Origin of the sequence: Maricaulis sp. (genome assembly GCF_015665295.1) — a bacterium.
Taxonomy (GTDB): domain Bacteria; phylum Pseudomonadota; class Alphaproteobacteria; order Caulobacterales; family Maricaulaceae; genus Maricaulis.
In genome coordinates this window covers 15,234-31,691 of the sequence record NZ_JADFAJ010000006.1, presented here as the reverse complement: position 1 = coordinate 31,691, position 16,458 = coordinate 15,234, and the positions used below count along the sequence as shown (strand labels likewise).

Annotated in this window: 14 protein-coding genes; 6 read left to right on the top strand and 8 right to left on the bottom strand. The window is 62.6% G+C overall.

The features are described 5' to 3' along the window. Positions 1-18 precede the first annotated feature (18 nt). Genes QZZ02_RS03130 through QZZ02_RS03120 form a run of 3 tightly spaced genes read right to left on the bottom strand, consistent with a single transcriptional unit; the run spans position 19 to position 3,214 of the window. Positions 19-1,008 carry a glycosyltransferase family A protein gene (locus QZZ02_RS03130; protein WP_291842273.1) on the bottom strand — a complete coding sequence of 330 codons (990 nt, stop codon included), beginning with the start codon at positions 1,006-1,008 and terminating at the stop codon, positions 19-21. After that, a complete protein-coding gene (locus QZZ02_RS03125) occupies positions 1,005-1,943 on the bottom strand; it encodes a glycosyltransferase (protein WP_291842271.1) in 939 nt (312 codons plus the stop codon). Before QZZ02_RS03125 ends, QZZ02_RS03130 begins: the two co-directional genes overlap by 4 nt. After that, positions 1,940-3,214 carry an oligosaccharide flippase family protein gene (locus tag QZZ02_RS03120; protein ID WP_291842270.1) on the bottom strand — a complete coding sequence of 425 codons (1,275 nt, stop codon included), beginning with the start codon at positions 3,212-3,214 and terminating at the stop codon, positions 1,940-1,942. Before QZZ02_RS03120 ends, QZZ02_RS03125 begins: the two co-directional genes overlap by 4 nt. 302 nt (positions 3,215-3,516) lie before the next feature. Here QZZ02_RS03120 and QZZ02_RS03115 point away from each other — a divergent pair, with 302 nt between their 5' ends. The 3 genes from QZZ02_RS03115 to QZZ02_RS03105 all read left to right on the top strand — a co-directional run bounded on the left by QZZ02_RS03115 (position 3,517) and on the right by QZZ02_RS03105 (position 8,915). Further along, on the top strand, positions 3,517-4,977 hold the full coding sequence (locus QZZ02_RS03115; protein ID WP_291842268.1) for a WecB/TagA/CpsF family glycosyltransferase: 1,461 nt from the start codon (positions 3,517-3,519) through the stop codon (positions 4,975-4,977). Positions 4,978-5,166: 189 nt separating this feature from the next. Then, positions 5,167-7,509: a PAS domain S-box protein gene (locus QZZ02_RS03110; RefSeq protein WP_291842266.1), complete on the top strand. Its 2,343-nt coding sequence runs from the start codon at positions 5,167-5,169 to the stop codon at positions 7,507-7,509. Next, the gene (locus QZZ02_RS03105; protein WP_291842264.1) at positions 7,506-8,915 is read left to right on the top strand and encodes a sigma-54 dependent transcriptional regulator; all 1,410 of its coding nucleotides are present in this window, start codon (positions 7,506-7,508) and stop codon (positions 8,913-8,915) included. Before QZZ02_RS03110 ends, QZZ02_RS03105 begins: the two co-directional genes overlap by 4 nt. A 7-nt stretch (positions 8,916-8,922) precedes the next feature. Here the strand turns inward: QZZ02_RS03105 and rpoN are convergent, their stop codons facing one another. Next, the gene (rpoN, locus tag QZZ02_RS03100; RefSeq protein ID WP_291842262.1) at positions 8,923-10,236 is read right to left on the bottom strand and encodes an RNA polymerase factor sigma-54; all 1,314 of its coding nucleotides are present in this window, start codon (positions 10,234-10,236) and stop codon (positions 8,923-8,925) included. A gap of 280 nt (positions 10,237-10,516) precedes the next feature. Between rpoN and galE the strand changes: the two genes are divergently transcribed. Next, positions 10,517-11,509 carry a UDP-glucose 4-epimerase GalE gene (gene galE / locus QZZ02_RS03095; protein WP_291842260.1) on the top strand — a complete coding sequence of 331 codons (993 nt, stop codon included), beginning with the start codon at positions 10,517-10,519 and terminating at the stop codon, positions 11,507-11,509. Between the two features lie 283 nt (positions 11,510-11,792). Here galE and QZZ02_RS03090 read toward each other — a convergent pair whose 3' ends face one another. Then, positions 11,793-12,278: a DUF6491 family protein gene (locus QZZ02_RS03090; RefSeq protein WP_291842258.1), complete on the bottom strand. Its 486-nt coding sequence runs from the start codon at positions 12,276-12,278 to the stop codon at positions 11,793-11,795. 250 nt (positions 12,279-12,528) lie between these two features. Between QZZ02_RS03090 and QZZ02_RS03085 the strand changes: the two genes are divergently transcribed. After that, positions 12,529-13,332, top strand: coding sequence for a hypothetical protein (locus QZZ02_RS03085; protein WP_291842257.1), 804 nt, complete (start codon positions 12,529-12,531; stop codon positions 13,330-13,332). An 84-nt stretch (positions 13,333-13,416) separates the two neighbouring features. Then, on the top strand, positions 13,417-14,553 hold the full coding sequence (locus QZZ02_RS03080; RefSeq protein WP_291842255.1) for a DUF2336 domain-containing protein: 1,137 nt from the start codon (positions 13,417-13,419) through the stop codon (positions 14,551-14,553). Positions 14,554-14,638: 85 nt separating this feature from the next. On the opposite strand, the gene QZZ02_RS03075 is transcribed toward QZZ02_RS03080, so the two are convergent. From QZZ02_RS03075 to QZZ02_RS03065, 3 genes are all read right to left on the bottom strand, one after another. Next, a complete protein-coding gene (locus QZZ02_RS03075; protein ID WP_291842253.1) occupies positions 14,639-15,136 on the bottom strand; it encodes an Hpt domain-containing protein in 498 nt (165 codons plus the stop codon). A gap of 11 nt (positions 15,137-15,147) precedes the next feature. Beyond that, positions 15,148-15,606 (bottom strand): response regulator, encoded by a 459-nt coding sequence (locus QZZ02_RS03070; RefSeq protein ID WP_291842251.1) that lies wholly within the window; start codon positions 15,604-15,606, stop codon positions 15,148-15,150. Positions 15,607-15,674: 68 nt separating this feature from the next. After that, on the bottom strand, positions 15,675-16,439 hold the full coding sequence (locus QZZ02_RS03065; RefSeq protein WP_291842332.1) for an NAD kinase: 765 nt from the start codon (positions 16,437-16,439) through the stop codon (positions 15,675-15,677). Positions 16,440-16,458: the final 19 nt, after the last annotated feature.

Genomic DNA, 16,458 nt, shown 5'->3' with positions numbered 1-16,458 from the left:
CGCACCGGCTCCGCGCCGTCAGCTGGATGTGGCGCTGGCAAGGGCCGCGGATTCGAGCTTGCCGTACAGCCGTGCCGGCATCAGCCGGAGTGCCAAGGCAGCCGCGAGCGTGGTTGCTGTCTTCACTGGCTCCTTCAGCACGGCGAGCGGTGCTTTCAGGACGGACTTGAAGGCCAGCTCGATCGCGAGGCCGCGGTCGCGCATGCGGATTGCGCGTCGCGCGAGATAGCGCAGCTGGAAGGCTTCGGCAGAGGCTTCCCAGCGTCGTGCGAAGCTGGGCGCCAGCGTCCGGACATTGTCGCGGACATAAACCCAGCTCTCGAATTGCCTGACGACATCGGCTGAGAGGCCGGATTCATTGATGCGATAGGCGGTGAGCGGGCCGGGAATGCCTTCGAAGGTCCAGCCGGTCAGAAGTGCGATCCGCAGCCAGCAATCGATGTCTTCAGACTGGCGCAGGTTCTCGTCGAACCAGACCTGTTCGCCGGGGCGGAAAGACGGCCGTGCAATCTCATCGAACGCTGCCCGTCGGATCACGGGTGTCGAACCATTGCTGACCGGATTGCGAAGATAAACGTCCTTCGACTGAATCCCGGTGAGCTTTGGTGCCTGGTCGATACCGATATCCCTGCCGTCATCGTCGATGAGTCGGGCGCCGGAATAGCTCACGCCCACCTCGGGCCGCCGGCGCAGATGAGAAAAATGCCGATCGAGCTTCTCCGGGTGCCAGAGATCGTCGGAGTCGAGGAACGCGATGATCTCGGCGCGGGCATAGCGGATGCCGGTATTGCGAGCGCCGGCGAGCCCGCGATTCTCCTGACTGATGATGCGAATGCGCGGGTCGACGAACTTCCGGCAGAAATCGATCGAGCGATCCGTGCCGCCGTCATCGACGATGATCAGCTCGAAGTTTTCGAAGGTTTGCGCCAGGACGCTTTTGGCGGCGATCTCGACATAGCGCTCGACATTATAGACCGGCATGATGACGGAAATGGCGGGCAAGGTCATCGGACATACTCCTTGAGTTGCGGAATGGGCAGAAGCAGGGCGAGCGCGGCGGCGAAGGTCAGGCCAACGCGGCGCGGCATCCGGATAAGGATCAACGGATCCCTGAGCAAAGCCTGGACAATGCTGTTCAGCGCCGTGGCAGGCAGGCCGCCGCGCAGGGCTCGACGGGCCTGATTGCGATGGAAATCGGCGATGAGGCCGTTCCAGCGAGGGCGCACCAATTCCGGTGCAATGGCACCGGCGCGGGCCATGAAACAGCGCCAGCTCTTCGCGGTTCTGGCGAGGTCGGCGGATCGAGATACGCCGCCGATGCTGTAATCAAGCAAAACCTGATCGAGACCTTCCACGGTCCAAGGCGAATTCGCCGCAGCCCGAAAAAGTAGGTCCTGATCTTCCAGGTAGGCCATTTTTTTGTCGAAGCCGCCGAGACGCTCCAGAAGCACGGCGCGTGCGACGATGTTCGATGTCGTACAGACGGGGTTTTCAGAGAGCAGGTGTTCGGGATCCAGGGTATCGAAGTGGGGTGACGGTTCGGCCCCGCGCGTGCCGTCCGGACGCATGAAGGCAATACGGGTGAAGACCACTCCCGCTTGCGGATTCCGGCCGAAGTGGCCGAGGCATGCTGACAACCGCTGGCGATGCCACAGATCATCAGCGTCGAGGAAGGCGATGATCCGGCCGCGCGCGCATGCTATTCCGTTGTTTCGCGCTTCTGCCGGGCCGGCATTTTTCTGGGCGATGACGCGGATGCGGTCATCGCGGGCCGCAAGCTCATCGGCAAGGTCGAGCGAGGTGTCCGTCGAGCCATCATCGACCAAGATCAATTCCCAGTCCCGGAAGGTCTGCACTTGGACCGAAAGTACCGATTTACAGAGCGTCTTTTCGGCGTTGAAGATGGGCATAATCACCGAGACGGTCGGGTTCCGGTTCATCATGAGGCCTCCTTGGGCATAAGGCACGGGGCGTCCTCGCTGCATAGCGTCTGAACGACCGGGTACAGGGCGAGCGCGGTAAGCGTGGCGGCGAGGGTGAGGGCGATGGCGGCGGCGATCAGGCCGGCCTGGGCGCCCATCACCAGCCCGCCAAGGCACGTGAGGGTCACGGCACTGACCGCAAGCAATTCCATGCGAGGCCGACCGCTGGCGCGTAGCAGAAGCGCGCACCCGTCAGCGAGAATTCTGGCTGGGCCGCTGAGGCACAGAATGGCGATCAGCGGGACCGCGAAAGCCCACTCCATGCCGAAGACGATCGGCACGTAGATCGGGACCAGCGAGGCCTGGATCAGGAAGAGGGCGGCGAGCGGGGCGCCCGCCGTCTTTAGCCCTTTGTTGAACGCACTGACGGCGGAACCTGTCCGGCGGAACGCTTCGCAGAGATTGGGATAGAAGGCGCCGTTGAAGGCGATCGACAGCGCGGAAGACAGGCCGAGCCCGGCATTGAAGGCAAAATAGTAGATGCCCAGCAATTCGAGTCCGCAGACGGCGCCGATGATCAGCTTGTCGACATGCAGGCGCATCGCATTCAGGAGTTCCGAACCTAGCACGGGTCCTGCAAAGGACAGAAGCTTGCGCGGCGACGCGAAACCGGCCCCGCGGTCTGGCCGCCAAGGGCGCCCCCACATAACGCCGACCAGCCAGATCGGCGCCGTCACGAGCTTTGGCAGGACTATTGCCCAGGCGCCGAACCCGGTCAGAGCGAGCCCAGCAGTCAGCAGATTGTCGATTGAGACCTGGACTGCATTGACCGTGGCAAGGCGGCGCATGTTCTGTGCGCGCTGCAACGCCCAGCCGTGCGGTATGCCCGGAGGCATGATGAGGTAGACGCCGGCCAGGCAGACGATCATCCAGCCGATCTCGGATGAACCGGTCGAGCGTGCGACGATGTAGCCGACCAGACACTGTACGCCGGCCAGCAAGAAGCAGGTCACCCATCCGGCCAGATGCGCGGTTCGGATCAGCGCGGGCAGCGCTGAATTCTTTGAAGCGATGACTGCGGCACCGACGCCGTTTTGATTGAACACTCGAACCAACTCGAAGACGGTGATGGCAATCGCCGCGGCGCCGAACTCAAGCGGTGTGAGCATGCGGGCCAGCGCGATCGCGGCAAGGAGGCGCGTGATCCGTGACACCATCTCGCCTGAAGCAAGCCAGCCGACATTCTTCAGGAGGGTGTGACGCCCTAGGATGTTTCTGGTCGTGTGGATCATTGTCGCGTCCTTTCGCTGATCCACAGAGTTCAAGTCCGGCGCCATTCCCGCGCTCAGAGGGATTTTGTAGTTGTTTGAAAGGGTTGGCGGTTCAGTCGAGCGATTGTTCTCGGTTTCGTTCCGCGATCTGCGAGACCCCTGCCGCATTGCGCGAGACGGCGTATCGCATTTTCGGATTACGGGCGCGGCAGCCCAATCCGCCGCAGAAGTAATTATATAAATAAATCAGTAAATTGTGGGTCTTCCGACGTGTTTGGACCTGGCTGTGAAGTCCGTTGAGCAACCCAATATGGAGTTGTTTGATGGTTGATGTGTTTTTGAGTTCGAATGTCCAAGCCCTCGCGCCTTTGGCGCGCTTTCAGCCTCAAGCCTTGATCGACCACACTTCCTGTCACGAGCGATTTGGCACGGTGGTGGATGTGCTCGGCTTGCCTCTCTTGGCCATGCGTCAGCGCGAGGTGGTCGACGCGCTCGTGGCCCGTGTCAGTTGGGGCATCAAGACGCGCATCGCGTTCGTGAATGCCCATTGCGCAAATGTTGCGTCCGGCGACTGGCAATATCGCCAGGCTCTGCTGTCCTGCGACGCTGTCCTCCCCGACGGCATTGGCGTTGAGATTGCCAGCCGACTGGGCGGCGAGCCGGTGGTGGACGATCTCAACGGGACGGATCTCTTCTTCCCGCTCTGCGAAGCATTGGCTGCGGCGGGCAAATCCGTTTTCTTCCTCGGCGGACGGCCGGGCGTGGCTGATGCGACGGCCAACGCTGCGAAGGCGCGCATACCCTCGCTTAAGATCGCCGGCAGCTATCACGGCTATTTCGGACCCCAGGATGAAGACGCGATGATCGAACGCATCAACGCCTGTCAGCCCGATGTGTTATTCGTGGCGATGGGCGTGCCGGCTCAGGAGACCTGGCTGGCCCGTGTGGCGGCGCGGATTGATGCGCCTTTGGTCGCGGGCGTTGGAGGTCTGTTCGATTTCGTTTCCGGGGCCACGGCGCGTGCGCCGCGATGGATGCGGCAGGCTCGGCTGGAATGGGCCTACCGGCTTCTCCAGGAGCCGCAGCGCATGTGGCGGCGCTATCTCGTCGGCAATGTTACCTTCCTGAGCCGGGCGCTGAGCTATGGCTGGCAGAAGCGCCGGGGGGCGCGCCGCCGCTCTATAAGCAACGCTCTGAAACGGGCGCTCGATGTCTCCGTTGCAACAACGGCGATTGCGGGTTTGTCGCCGCTTCTGTTGCTTGCCGCGCTCGCCATCCGGCTGGAAAGTCGTGGGTCGATCCTGTTCCGGCAGGAGCGGGTCGGAAAGAATGGCGACACGTTCGAGATGCTCAAATTCCGCTCAATGTATACCGATGCTGAGAAACGCCTCGACTCGCTCATGTCCGCGAATGATCGCAATGACGGCGTGACCTTCAAGCTGAAGCAGGACCCAAGGGTCACCAAGGTTGGGCGTTTCATCCGCAAATACTCGATCGACGAACTTCCGCAGCTGTTCAACGTGGTGCGCGGAGAAATGTCGCTCGTCGGGCCGCGTCCGGCGTTACCGCGCGAAGTGGCCAAGTATTCGGCACAGGATCGCGGCCGGCTGGCGGGTAAGCCAGGCATTACGGGCATCTGGCAGGTGAGCGGCCGGGCAGATATCCCGTTCCAGCGCATGGTGGAATTGGATGTCGAGTATCTAAACACACGATCGCTCTTCACTGATATCGCCATCCTGGCGCGCACGCCGCTGGCGGTGATCATGGCAAAGGGTGCCTACTAGCCTATCCATAAAGCCAAAAAACGGTTGCAATATGCGAAGAATGATCGTTGCATATTGCAATGACTTTGCAAAATGCGTTTTTTGCAGGATGTGAATCGCCCCCTAAGGCGTTGAGACGCTGTGGCTGGTCTGTTTTCGCAGGGCGGGCTCAGGCTTGCAGACAGTTCTTCCGTGCGAGGGAGAACCGTCATGAGCAGAGCAGAAAGCCACAGCCAACCCGCCGACACCAATCCTAGGAGCGAAGTCTTGGGAACGCGTGAGCGCAGGACAGAAGAACGTGAAGCGGCCTTGCGCGCAGCGCTCGTGCAGGCGGCGCTGGATTGTATCGTCATTATCGACTCCGACGGTTTGATCGTGGAGTTCAACGACTCCGCCGAGCGTACGTTCGGCCACATGCGCGACGCTGTACTCGGTCAGCCCATGGCGGAGTTGATCATTCCAGAGGCGCTGCGGGGCGCACACGATGCAGGTCTGGCGAAGTATCTAGCCAGCGGCGAGCACGCTGTGCTGGGCAAGCGGATCGAGGTGCCGGCGCTGCATGCAAGCGGTCGGCAATTGCTTGTTGAGCTGGCGATCATCCCCGTCCATCTGAAAGACCAGACCTATTTCACCGCCTATCTGCGCGACATCACAGAAAAGAAGGCCGATGAAGCGGAGCTGAAGCGGTCGCGCCAGCGTTATCGCGATTTGTTTGAACGCTCCGGCGATGCGATCTTCATTCATACGCTCGACGGAGAGATTGTGGATGTGAACGCGCGCGCTGAAGAGCTCGTGGGCTGGGACCGGCAGGCCTTGGTCGGCATGCGCTTGCCCCGACTTCACCCCGAAGCTGATCACCCAACGGCGAGAGACGCGATCAAATCCGTCCAGGAGGCGGGTGAGGCACGGATGGATATCCGCTTTATTCATCGCTCCGGCGTTGAAATCCCTACCGAGGTGAATGCGCGCGCCTTCGAGGCGGATGACCGAACGCTGGTGCACGGCGTTGTACGCGACGTATCGGAGCGGGCGCTAACCGAGGCGGAGCTCCGCATGGCGAAGGCAGAAGCGGAGCGGGCAAGCGCCGCCAAGACCGAGTTTCTCGCCAATATGAGCCATGAAATGCGAACGCCGCTCAACGGCGTGATCGGCCCGCTCGGCCTTATCAAACGCGACGGGCTGGCGGACGAGACGGCACGTCTGATCGATCTTGCTGAACGGTCCGCTGAGAGCCTGTTGACTTTGATCGATGCAGTGCTGGACATCAGCCACATCGAATCCGGGCGCGTGGATTTGGATGAAGAGCCTTATTCGCCCAATGGTCTGCTTGAACAGGTACGTGAAATTTTTTCCAACTCCGCTGCGGAGAAAGGCGTTTCACTCGAGGTCGCATCCTTGCCCACGGATCTTCGTCTGATCGGCGATCCGGGGCGTGTTCGGCAAATCCTGTTCAACCTCGTCGGCAACGCGATCAAGTTTACCTCGGACGGGGGGGTTACGGTCGACGCCCGATTGCGCGGCGTTGCGCCGGATCAGGAGATCAACTTCATCGTGCTCGACACCGGAATCGGCATCGCAGAAGATGTTTTGCCAAAATTGTTTTCCAGGTTCGAGCAAGGCTCGGGCTCGCCATGCGCAGTGAGCCAGGGCGTCGGGCTTGGCCTCGCCATCAGCCGCGAACTCGCGGAGCTGATGGGCGGTCAGGTCGATGCGACAAGCCTGCTCGGCGCCGGCAGCAAGTTCAGTGTTACGCTCCCTGCCGTGCTTAGCCAGCGGGAGCAGGCCGAAGATGCCAACCCTGCGGCACCTGCGCTGCACCTGCATGGGCGCGTCCTTCTTGCCGAGGACAGCGAAACCAATGCGGCTGTGGTCGCGAGCATGCTGGCCAAGCTCGGGCTCGAACCGGAAATTGTCGCGGATGGCGCGGCGGCCGTTCAGGCTGTCGACAGCGGGACTTACGATCTCATCATTATGGATGTCGGCATGCCGGTAATGGACGGTCTGGAGGCCTCGCGCCTGATCCGGGCCGCGGGTTACGCGACACCGATCATCGCATTGACGGCGCATGCCTTGTCGGAGAACCGCAAGCAGACGCGAGCGGCCGGGATGAATGGGTTTCTCACCAAGCCTATTCGGTCAAAGGACCTTTCGCGCGAGCTGGAAAAATGGCTGCCGCGGGCCGAAGCCGCACATCATATCGTTCTGAGTGCCGCCCATATCGACGAGCAATGGGATGGCGATGCGGCCGGCTATGCCTTCGTGCTTCGCATTTTCGTGCGCGAGTTGCGCGAGCGGTTGGGGCGGATTTCCGAAAGCCTGCTGGCCGGGGATACGGCCAAGGTTCAGTACGAAGCGCATGCGATCAAAGGCGGTGCCAGTAATGTCGGCGCGGACGCGTTGTCGCATGCCGCGGCCCGGCTTGAGCAAGCCTGCAGTACCGACAACCGGGGCCGCCCGAGCGACAGTTCGATCGCGGACTTGAAACGGGCAGCGGAGCTCTTCTTGCCCGCAGCGGAGACAAGTCTGGCGCAGATTGAGGGAGCAAGCGGATGAGTATCGGACGTGTCCTGATCATCGAAGACAGCCCGTCTCTGGCGCGAACCTATGAGGCCCAGCTCAAGCGCGACGCCGCCGCGATCGAGATCGCCGAGGACGGGGCCGCTGGCGAACGGGCAATGGGTGCGGGCCGTCCGGACTGCATCCTTCTCGATCTAAACCTGCCGGATGCCAATGGCATGGATCTACTGCGGTCCTGGCGCGCCTCAGAGGTCACGACGCCGGTTGTTGTCATTACAGCCAATGGCTCGATCAACGCGGCGATCGAAGCGATGCGTGAAGGTGCGACGGATTTCCTTGTAAAACCCTTCGGGGCCGAACGCCTGATCACGACGGTCAAGAACGCCGTTGAAAAATCCAAGCTCGAGAAGGTCGTTAAAGCCCTCGAACAAAGCAGACCGAAGACCCAATTCGCAGAATTCATCGGTTCATCCTTGCCGATGCAGGCCGTCTACCGCGTGTTGGAATCTGCTGCACCTTCGAACGCCGGCATTTTCGTTACAGGTGAAACCGGTACCGGAAAGGAGCTCGCGGCGCGGGCCATCCATACATCCAGCGGGCGGGCGGGCCGGGCATTCATCGCGGTCAATTGCGGCGCGATCCCGAAAGACCTCATCGAGAGCGAGTTGTTCGGTCATGTGAAAGGCGCGTTCACCGGTGCGACATCGGACCGGGCCGGCGCGGCTGAGCTGGCCAATGGAGGTACGCTTTTCCTGGACGAGATTGGCGAGATGCCGATCGATCTGCAGCCCAAACTCCTGCGCTTCCTGCAGACGGGCACTTACGCGCGCGTCGGCGATAGCCGGATCCGGCAGACCGACATCCGCATTGTTGCGGCGACCAATCGCGATCCGTGGGCTGCGGTCCGCGCCGGCCGGTTGCGGGAGGATCTCTACTTCCGCCTCAACGTCATTCCCGTCGAGCTGCCGCCCTTGCGCGACCGGGCCGGCGATATCCTGATGTTGGCGGATGCTTTTCTCGGCCGGTATGCGGAAGAGGAGGGGCGGGCCGATCTCAAATTCGCTGAAGATTCTCGCCAGGCGCTTTTGCGGCATCATTGGCCCGGCAATGTGCGTGAGTTGGAGAACCTTGTGCGGCGTTGTGTCGTGCTTGCCGCTGGCGACGAGATTGACGCATCCGACCTATCGCTGGGTGAAGCTCAATCGAGCTATTTTCCGCCCGTCTCCGTTGAACCGGTTCCGCCTTCATTCTCAGCGGTGAATGCGGGTGTCGCTTCAAGACCGGCGCCCGCCGGCATTGAACCGCTCTGGATGGTGGAAAAACGCGCCATCGAGCACGCGATCGCGCTGTGCAGCGACAATGTCACCGAAGCGGCCAAACAGCTCGAAATCGCGCCGTCGACGATCTACCGCAAGCGCGAGCAATGGTCCGAGAAAGCCTGATCACGCCTCACGCGGCCGCGACGGCATAGGTGGCGAGGCGCGCCCGGTCGCGTGAATTTCTCAAGCCCAGCTGTTCACGGTGTTTGGCGACCGACCGCCGCGCGATCTGAATGCCAATCTCCCGCAATGCCTCTGATATTGCACTGTCGGACATGGCACCGGGCGTAGCCTCATCGCCAATCAACTGACCGATCCGGGCCCGGACCGCGGCTGAGGACGTTTTTGCGTCCTCGGCATTCTCGCTCAGCGCTGTTGAGAAGAAGCTCCGCATCGGCAGAACGCCGCGTGGTGTGAGGATGTGCTTGTGCGCAACCGCACGGCTGACCGTCGACTCGTGTAGCTCCAGTTTTGCGGCGATCTCGCGCATGGTCAGCGGGGCGAGATGTTCTCTCCCGTCGGTCAGGAAGCGGTATTGGCGTGCGATTGCCAGGCGGGCAACGCGCAACAGGGACTGGCCGCGCTGCTTGAGGGCGCGTTGGAGCCAGTCGGCTTCCGCTTGTTTGTCGGCCAGGAACGCTTTGGCGGAGGCAGGCAGTGCCGCGTTTGATCGCCAGTTGCGGTAGGTCCCCTCCGCGACCAAGGCGGCGTGTGGGTCCCAGGTAAGGTCAACCGCCCATTCGCCCGTTGGGGTTAGCCAGGCGCAAAGATCCGGCGTGATCTCGATCGGATCGCCCGGATCAAACCGGTGCCCAGGATGCGGATCGAGCATGCGGATATGATCGACCATCGCGCGCAGCTCGACCTCATCGATTCCGCATCGCCTGGCGAGTGTGCTGGCAGTCGATGTCGCGAGCTCGTCCAGATGAGCCAGCAGGCACGCCCATCGCGGGCACGCGGCCCGTTCCGGATCCAGTTGAAGCTGGAAACACTCGACCAGCGATCGCGCGGCAACCCCGGCCGGTTCGAAACTCTGCACGAGCCTGAGCGCCTTGTCGGCCGCCCTGGCGGTCGACAGGGCGGCCCAGTCGTCGGCGTCCATTCGCCCGTCGGATGCTAGGTGCGCGATGATCTGTTTAGCCGTGTCTCGAACCGTCGGCATTGCGCCGGAAAGAGCGAGCTGCTCCAGCAAATGACTGCTGAGATGACGCGGCGCCTCGGCGCGGCTCGCCCAATCAGTGTTTGCCGCCGAACCGGCTCGAGCCCGTGACCAGTTCGGCTGGTTGGTGATCAGCGGGTTCGCTTCGCAGATCTCCGCAACCTCCCGCTCGAGCTCGTCTTGCGAGAGCCCGAGCAGATGCATGGTTTTTTGCATCTGCGGCGACAGCGTCTGCCGGATGGATTGTTTTTGCGACACGCCAAGGCGTTGAGAAAAACTGCTCATGGGAACCTCCATGGCCAGTGTCTATGCAATCGGTGTGATTTGTAAATAGCCTTTAAAAACAAAGGATTAAATGTCTTGCGGCGCATTCTGCAAGGGCGGGCATGGCGCGCTGCAACGGCAAGCGTCGCGTAATGCAAGCCCGGCGCCTCGGCCTTTCCCGCCGGTGCGCGCGATGGGCTAGGCGTAGCAAGCGTCCTGGGGCTTGTCCGGCGTCCGCTCCCGGCTCGGTCATCGACTTGCAGCGTTCAACGTCATCAAGGCCGAACGCGAGAGGTGAAAGATGGCGAAGACAGTGCTTGTACTCGGAGGTGCTGGTTACATCGGTGCCCATGCGGCCAAGGCGCTTGCCGGGCGCGGCGATCTGCCGGTCGTACTGGATAATCTCTCTTCCGGACGGCGTGACTTTGTTCGGTGGGGGCCGCTGGTTGAGGCCGATATACGTGATGGCGCGGCATTCGACGCGGTTTTTAAGACCTACCGCCCCGACGCCGTCATGCATTTCGCTGCCTCCATCGAAGTCGGTATTGGGGAGCGCAAACCGATCGAGTTCTGGAACAATAATGTCGCCGGGTCCTTGAGTGTTCTCTCGGCGATGCAGCGGAACCGATGCCGTTCGATCGTCTTCTCCTCCACATGCGCGGTCTATGGAACGCCAAGCCTGCTTCCTTTGCGGGAAAACCACCCGCGCCGGCCGATCAACACCTACGGCCAGACCAAGCTGGCGGTGGAGTGCGCACTGGAGGACGCCGCGCGGGGAGGGATCATCGACTTCGCCGCGCTTCGATACTTCAACGCCAGCGGCGCCAGCCCGGATGGCGATATCGGCGAAGAGCACGAGCCGGAGACGCACCTCATTCCCAATGCATTGAAAGCCGCTGCCGGTATCGGTGGCCCGATGCAGGTCTTCGGGACGGACTACGCCACGCGAGACGGAAGCTGCGTCCGCGATTTCATCCACGTCGACGACCTCGCCGCGGGTCATCTCCTCGCGCTGGACCGATTGAGCGAGACTGGCGAGAGCTTTGCCTGCAACCTCGGGACAGGCCGTGGTGTGACGGTCTTGGAAGTTCTCGATGCGGTCGAAGCTGTCGTCGGACGACCCGTCCCGCGCAAGCTGTCCGGCCGCCGCCCAGGCGACGCGCCCGAGCTCTATGCAGATGTGGGATTTGCGCGCGACCATTTGGGCTTCAGGCCACGCAGCTCGGCAATCGGCCAGGTTGTTCAAGACGCGTGGCGGTATCACGCACCGCGGTTCACACCGGTCGCGGCTTAGCCGGGTATGGCTGGCTCGCAGCAGTCGTCCTCAGGTGATCCGCGAGGGCCCCGCTTTGGCAGATTTGTCCATTTCACACTCTGCGCGAACGCTATTGTCCCGATACGCTCTTTGAGTGCCCCGTTTTAGACCCAACCCGCTGATTTCCCACAGCCGCATCCAGTTCTTGAATCTAGAGGTCTCCCGTTCAATCCGGGACGGCGGTACCATTTTCCTGACGGGGTATCGCCCATGAGAAAGCCGGCCGGAAGGCCGGCTTTCCTGTTTCGGACCGCGCTGTGGTTCAGCGGCGCCGTGATCCGGCGTCGCCTTCTGCTTCGGCCGCTGCTTCCGCCCGCGCCGCGATCAGCGCGCGGGCCGCGTCATTGCTGTCGACTTCCTCGATCGTGTCGAAATAGCAGCGCCCGTCTTCGGTCTGGACGAATTCAAAGCGCGGATTGTGGATTGTTCCGAACGTGTCAAGGCTGAGGCCGAGCCGCTGGCTGGAACGCAGTCCGAAACAGCGCCGCTGCAGCGTTACCAGATAGCGGCGGCTGGCCCCGGCGCGCAAGACGATGTGCTGGCGGTCCAGTACGGCATAGCCATTGATATTGCGCAGTCGCAACGGGCGGTCCCGTTCGGCGGCGGATTGTGTCGCGGCGGGCTCGGCATCGGCCTGGCCTACGCCTGGCTGGGTCGCGAGTGCGGGGGCGGAGGCCAGCAGCAGTAGGCTGCCGGCTGCAGCAGCGATGGCGGCAAGACCGCGTGAGCGGTTTTCAAAGCATGTCATGCGTCGTCTCCTTCAAGGCGTGAGGCCCGTGCACGGGCCTCGTGTCGGGTCAGACGTCCCTCACATGTATTATTGGGTCATCCGGGGGCGCTTGCAAGCGGTCAGCGGGGCGCTGTTAACGCCGGGTTAGCCACGTTTGCGTGAGTCTGCACAGGCGATTCGGTCCTTGCGAGTCGCCACGATCCGGCAGCAACGCCCGCGGAGACGAACCTTGGTCAGCCCCGTCGACACTCACAGCCAGGATTTCACCATGCGCGCCATTCGCCAGGCCGCGCAGGAGACCGGCACGGACTTCAACTTCCTGGTCGATACTGCCGCGCGGGAAAGCAATTTCGACGTGCGCGCGCAGGCCCGGACCTCGAGCGCGGCCGGCATGTTCCAGTTTATCGAGCAGACCTGGCTGGGCGTGCTGGCCCGACGTGGCGCCGATCATGGCTATGAAGCGGCGTCACAGGCGATCAGCCAGGACGCCAATGGCCGCTTCACGGTGAGTGATCCGGCGCAGCGCCAGCAAATCCTTGACCTGCGGTTCGACGCCGTCGCTTCGGCCCGCATGGCGGGCGAGCTGGCAGCCGAGAACAATGCCGTGATTGAATCGCGCATCGGCCGTCCGGCCTCCAGCGGCGAGCTTTATGCGGCTCATTTCCTCGGCGCCGGCGGCGCGGCCGAACTGATCAATGCGGCGCAGGACAATCCCGACCAACGCGCCGATACGCTTTTCCCGGCGGCGGCCCGAGCCAATCGTCCGATATTCTTCGAGGGTGGTCGTCCACGCTCGGCCGCTGAAGTGCTCGCCGTGCTGACGCATGAGGGCAATGGTCATGAGCGGACCAATACGCGGCGCCTAGCGGCTGCCGCCGCTGTCCAGGAGGTCGGCAATATGCTGGCCACGCCGCTTGATAACAGCTCGGTTTCGCCATCGCCGGTCGTTCGCGCGTCCGTCGCCTCGATACGATCCAACCTCCAGGTTGGGAACGGTGAATTGTCGCCCGCCCTGGTGGAAATCCTCGCCTCGCTCGATGCGCCCCGCAGCGGCCGCAGTCGCAACTCGTAAACGCAGCACCCCTGCGGCAAGCTTTCATTAAGCATGCCGGGGCTAGACTTCCTGTCCAGCTGCCTGTCTTGAATCGGAAGTCCGATGAGTGTCGTTGCCCTTCGTAACCGTCTGACAAATGATGATATTCGTCGCCTGGTGCGGGGTGAGAATGATGAGGTGAGGGCGATGGCGGCGCGCAAGATCTGCCGCCGGATGGATGGCGCCTCGCTGACTGAGGCCGAACGCGCCGCTGCGCGCGACATTCTGGACATGATCGCCCGCGACGCGACGGAACTGGTCCGCCGGGCCCTTGCCATAACGCTGCGTCAGTCACCGAACCTGCCTCGCGACATCGCCCGCAAGCTTGCCGCCGATGTTGACGGTGTGGCAACGCCGGTGCTGGAATCCTCGCCGGTCCTCACCGATGACGATCTGTTGACCGTGCTCGAGACCGCTGACACTGCCAAGCGCTGCGCCATCGCCAGGCGCGAACATGTGGCGCCAATCATCGTGCACGAAATCCTCGATAGTCGCGACGAAGCCGCCGTGTCGATCGCGGCCGCCAATGATGGTGCCCAGTTCGATGATGCCGCCTATCAACGCGCCTTTGCCGAGTTTTGTGAAAGCAGCGGCGTGATGGACTCCTTCGTCGCGCGCTCGCAACTGCCGCTCAGCGTCACCGAACGCCTGATCGCCCATGTCAGCGATGTGGCGCTGAACAGGCTCGTCAAGACGCATGCCCTGCCGCCGCAGCTCGCGGTGGAGTTGTCTGAAGGTGCCCGCGAACGCGCGACGCTCGATCTCGTCGACCAGGCCGGCCTGGCGCACGATCCCGAGCATTTCGTCCAGCAATTGCGGCTCAACAGCCGGCTGACGCCCTCGCTTATCCTGCGCGCCCTGCTGCGCGGCCATATCGCGTTCGTCGAGCATGCCTTTGCCGAACTGGCGGGCGTCACCCATTCGCGCGCCTGGCTGCTTGTTCATGATGCCGGTCCGCTCGGGCTGCGCGCTGTCTATGATCGTACCGGCATGCCGTCGCGGCTCTACCCGGCGGTGCGGGCAGCGCTGGACGTCTATCACGGCATGGAAGTCCCGCAGGACGAGATCGGACGGGCTCACTTCCGCCGCATCCTCGCTGAACGCGCGATTACGCGCTTCCAGGGCATTCCGGAGGAAGACCTGGACTATGTTCTCAGTCGTTTCGACGAGGATGTCGCTGCGCTTCAGGCTGCCGGCTAGTCAGCGTTTTCTCACGCCCGCCAAAAGAAAAGCCGACGCTTTGGCGTCGGCTTTTTTGTCTGATCGCACGGGCTGAGGTGCGCGATCAATCGTCTTTCCACGGCTCGGCAAAAGCCGCGGTCTGGGTTTCCAGCTCGCCGGCCAGTTCGGCGGCAACCGGGTCGTTGTCGTCGCGGATATTCTGCGACAGTGCAGCCCGGATCGCGCCGACATGGGCGAGGGCGAGGCCGGTCGGTGCCTGCGCGCGCTTTTCAGGCATGTCGATCATCTTGGTCAGCGACTTGGCGAGACGGGTGATGATCGGGAATTCATAGGTCGTCCCGAGACCGCGCAGGTCATGGGCGCGGACGAATAATTCTTCGCCTTCGGCACCCTCGAGACCCTTGTCGCGGACGATCCTGGCGGCGGCTTCCAGCTTGACCACTTCTTCTTCCAGCCACTGGCCGAAATCCGATCGCAGGTCCTTGAGGGCCTCCTCGGCCTTCTGGATCATGTGCAGATCGCCCTGGCTGACGGGGCCGCCAACCTTGATTTGCAGCATGTTCGGCGCGGAGATGACTTCCACATCCTTGTTACTGGCCATGAGACGTCCTCTTAGCTGGCAGTCGCGAGTGAGGCGTTCGTATCGCCAGTCCGCGTATTCTGGTTCGTACCGAGGGTCTCGCGCAGGGTCTGGGCGAGGTTGGCCGCGGTGAAGGGTTTGGTCAGGAAAGCGTCGACGCCGGTCTGACGTGCCTGGCGGATACGCTCTTCGGCGCTGTAGGCCGACAGCATGATGACCGGCAGTTGCGGGGCCGGGCTGTGGCGCCGGTCGCGCAAGGTGCGAACGAGGTCGAGCCCGTCGCGCGGTTTCATCTTCCAGTCGGTAATCAGCAGGTCGACCGGCCGGGCGCGCAGCACGTCCAGTGCGCGTTCAACCGTGTCGGCCTCGATCACGCGCCCGCAGCCGAACGCCTGCAGGGATACCCGCAGTGCGCCGCGCAGGGCAGCACTGTCATCCACCAGGAGAACGGTGAGACGCGATAAGGTCGTGTCCAGCGCGAAGTCGGTCATTTCGGGTCCGCTCGAAGGCAATGTGTCGCCAGACTGGCACGGCTTGCTTAACGCCAGCCTAAATCCGGTCAGTTTTCGAACTGCTCGACGAGAATACGCTCAGCCAGATCACGACCTGGGTCGAACAGCATGGTGAGCGTGACATCATGCGCTTCTACCACATCGACCCGGGCGACCTCACGGAATTCCTGGTTGTCGGCCACGGCCGATACCGGGCGCAGCGAAGGCTCGACGATCTCGAAGCCGACCCGGACATTGCGCGGCAGCAGCGCGCCGCGCCAACGACGGGGCCGGAAGGCACTGATCGGCGTCAATGCCAGGACAGTTGAGTTGAGCGGCAGGATGGGGCCGTGGGCCGACAGGTTATAGGCGGTCGATCCGGCCGGCGTGGCGACCAGCACGCCGTCAGCCTGAAGCTCGGCCATCCGGCTCTTGCCATCGATCGTGATCTTGATCTTCGCCGTCTGCCGCGTTTCGCGCAGCAGCGAGACCTCATTGATGGCCAGTGCTTCGAAGGGCTTGCAGTGAATGTCCTCACCGAAGGCCCGCAGCGGATGGATGCGGGCCCGCTCTGCCTCGGCGATGCGCTGCGTCAGCCCGTCTTCCCGAAACTCGTTCATGAGAAATCCGACCGAGCCGAAATTCATGCCATAGACGCGTGCGCCGGTCCGGATAGACATGTGCAGCGCATCCAGCATCAGCCCGTCACCACCGAGGGCGACGATGACGTCGGCTTCCTCGATCGGCACATGGCCATACAGGTTCTCAAGGCGCGACTTGGCGGCCTTGGCCTCTGGTCGGGGACTGGCTAGGAAGGCAAGAGAGGCGGTGATGGGAGCGCTCGAAGGAAAA